This is a genomic window from Nocardia sp. NPDC003345, assembly GCF_053589395.1.
Genome location: NZ_JBSFRU010000495.1, coordinates 1 through 3,067, shown reverse-complemented (window position 1 = coordinate 3,067; position 3,067 = coordinate 1). Strand labels below are relative to the sequence as shown.

Genomic DNA, 3,067 nt, shown 5'->3' with positions numbered 1-3,067 from the left:
TGTCGAGGTGCAGCTCGCCCATACCGCCGATGACGGTCTGGCCGGTCTCCTGGTCCAGCTTCACCGTGAAGGTCGGATCCTCCTCGGCGAGCTTCTGGATCGCGGTGCCCAGCTTCTCCTGGTCGGACTTGGTCTTCGGCTCGATGGAGACCTCGATGACCGGGTCCGGGAAGGTCATGGACTCCAGCACGATCTGGTTGTTCGGATCGCACAGGGTGTCACCGGTGGTGGTGTCCTTCAGGCCGATGACCGCGTAGATATGGCCGGCGCTGACCTGGGGTACCGGGTTCTCCTTGTTGGAGTGCATCTGGAACAGCTTGCCCAGACGCTCCTTCTTGCCCTTGGTCGCGTTGATGACCTGCGCGCCGGAGTCGACCTTGCCCGAGTAGACCCGGACGTAGGTGAGCTTGCCGAAGAACGGGTGCACCGCGATCTTGAACGCCAGGGCCGCGAACGGCTCGTCGGCGCTCGGCTTACGGGTGAGCACCTCTTCTTCGTTGCTCGGCGCGTGACCCTGCACCGACTCGACGTCCAGCGGCGAGGGCAGGTAGTCCACGACGGCGTCGAGCATGGGCTGCACGCCCTTGTTCTTGAACGCCGAACCGCACAGCACCGGGTAGAGCTCGGAGTTGACGGTCATCTTGCGGATGGCGCCCTTGATCTCCTCGATCGAGAGCTCTTCACCGCCGAAGAACTTCTCCAGCAGCTCCTCATCGGATTCCGCGACGGTCTCCAGCAGTTCCTGCCGGTACTGCTCGGCCCGCTCGACCAGATCGGCCGGGATGTCCTGGACCTCGTACTTCTCGCCCAGCTTGGTCTCGCCGGTCCAGACCTTGGCCTTCATCTCGACCAGGTCGACGATGCCCTCGAAGGTGTCCTCCGCGCCGATCGGCAGCTGGATGACCAGCGGCTTGGCACCGAGACGGTCCTTGATGGTCTGCACGGTGAAGTAGAAATCCGCACCCAGCTTGTCCATCTTGTTGACGAAGCAGATCCGGGGCACGTCGTACTTGTCCGCCTGCCGCCACACCTGCTCGGACTGCGGCTCCACGCCCTCTTTGCCGTCGAAGACGGCGACCGCGCCATCGAGCACACGCAGGCTGCGCTCCACCTCGACGGTGAAGTCGACGTGGCCGGGGGTGTCGATGATGTTGATCTGGTTCTGGTTCCAGAAGCAGGTCACCGCGGCGGAGGTGATGGTGATGCCACGCTCCTGCTCCTGCTCCATCCAGTCGGTGGTCGACGCCCCGTCATGGGTTTCGCCGATCTTGTAGTTCACACCGGTGTAGAAGAGGATGCGTTCGGTCGTAGTGGTCTTGCCCGCATCGATGTGGGCCATGATGCCGATGTTGCGGACCTTGTTCAGGTCGGTGAGCACGTCCTGTGCCACGGAAATCTTCCCCGCTCGTAGCTAGTTGGGATTTTCGCCGACGACCGTGTGGCCGTCATATCTGTCAAAAGCGGAAGCGGTGCTTCCGTAAGCCTCCCGGCCCCGCAGCGATGGGCCGGACAGACATCACCAGCGGTAGTGCGCGAAGGCCCGGTTCGACTCGGCCATCTTGTGGGTGTCCTCGCGACGCTTGACCGAAGCGCCGAGGCCGTTGCTGGCATCCAGCAGTTCGTTGGCCAGACGCTCGATCATGGTCTTCTCACGGCGTGCCCGCGAGTAGTTCACCAGCCAGCGCAGCGCGAGGGTGTTGGAGCGGCCGGGACGAACCTCGACCGGCACCTGGTAGGTGGCGCCACCGACGCGGCGCGGCTTGACCTCGAGGGCCGGCTTGACGTTGTCCAGCGCGCGCTTGAGGGTGACGACCGGATCGGTGCCGGTCTTGTCGCGCGCCTGCTCCAGCGCGCCGTAGACGATGCGCTCGGCGGTGGACTTCTTGCCGTCGAGAAGAATCTTGTTGACCAGCTGCGTCACCAGCGGCGACCCGTAGACCGGGTCGTTGATCAGCGGACGCTTGGGTGCGGGGCCCTTGCGTGGCATATCAGCTCTTCTCCTTCTTGGCGCCGTAACGGCTGCGGGCCTGCTTGCGGTTCTTCACACCCTGGGTGTCGAGCGAGCCGCGGATGATCTTGTAGCGCACACCGGGGAGGTCCTTCACACGACCGCCACGCACGAGCACCATCGAGTGCTCCTGCAGGTTGTGGCCTTCGCCGGGGATATAGGCCGTGACCTCGACCGCGCTGGTCAGACGAACACGCGCGACCTTCCGCAGTGCGGAGTTCGGCTTCTTCGGAGTGGTGGTGTACACGCGGGTGCACACGCCACGCCGCTGCGGGCTCCCCTTGAGGGCCGCGGTCTTGGTCTTGGCGACCTTGTCTCGGCGACCCTTACGGACCAGCTGGTTGATGGTTGGCATAGACCGGCTTTCCTTTAATCGGTTCTGGCGGTGTCAGGGCTGTTCATCGAGCTTTCACCCGCACGTCCAACCACGTTTCTCGCGTCCCGAGGTCGGGCGTGTCGCGCGCAGTTCAGGGCCCGATTCACAGGCACGCTGGACTCGTCAGCCGCTCTCGCTGGCCTACGTCTGCGCTCGAACTTGCCCGTATCCTTCCGGGCACAGCCGTCCACTGTACTCGGACGTAACGAGAAGGGTCAAAGCGGGGCCATGTGGTATTACGGCGCCACAGCGGCTCGGGTCACCGCGCGCGGTTCAAGGTGATAGCCATCAGGACCTTCACCGGTTCGCAGGGGTCGGGAGGCCCGGAGCCCGGGCGGTAGTTGACCCACCACCCCACCACACCCGTATCCGGCGCACTGGCGGTGATACCGCACGACGAGGAATCGCCCGGCCTGCGGATCTGGAGGGCACGCGAACTCTGCACCTCGATGTTCTCCGAGGTGTAACCCAGCTCTTGGTAGGTCGCCTTCTCGTTGCTCAGCGTGCCGTGCTCGTACCAGTTCAGGGTAACCATGGCCGATCCGCCCGGCGCGTCCATCACCGTCCACATACATACGGCGCCGTTGAACTCACCCATCGCGCCACCGGCGCCACCGACCGACTCACCGATGGTCTGCCGGTCGACGATCTCGCATTCACGCAGCAGTTTGTCGAAGTTCACG

The 3,067-nt window shown here is 64.2% G+C and carries 4 protein-coding genes; all 4 read right to left on the bottom strand.

Going from position 1 to position 3,067, the window contains the following annotated elements:
• Window positions 1-1,339 (bottom strand): elongation factor G (fusA, locus tag ACWDU1_RS31175; RefSeq protein WP_450003978.1); only part of this gene is annotated, 1,339 nt, incomplete at its 3' end.
• Window positions 1,340-1,516: 177 nt separating this feature from the next.
• On the bottom strand, window positions 1,517-1,987 hold the full coding sequence (gene rpsG, locus ACWDU1_RS31170) for a 30S ribosomal protein S7 (protein ID WP_063000274.1): 471 nt from the start codon (window positions 1,985-1,987) through the stop codon (window positions 1,517-1,519).
• 1 nt (window position 1,988) lies between these two features.
• Window positions 1,989-2,363 carry a 30S ribosomal protein S12 gene (gene rpsL, locus ACWDU1_RS31165; protein WP_014353064.1) on the bottom strand — a complete coding sequence of 125 codons (375 nt, stop codon included), beginning with the start codon at window positions 2,361-2,363 and terminating at the stop codon, window positions 1,989-1,991.
• A 280-nt stretch (window positions 2,364-2,643) separates the two neighbouring features.
• The coding region (locus ACWDU1_RS31160; RefSeq protein ID WP_450003976.1) for a DUF3558 domain-containing protein at window positions 2,644-3,067 on the bottom strand (424 nt) is incomplete at its 5' end.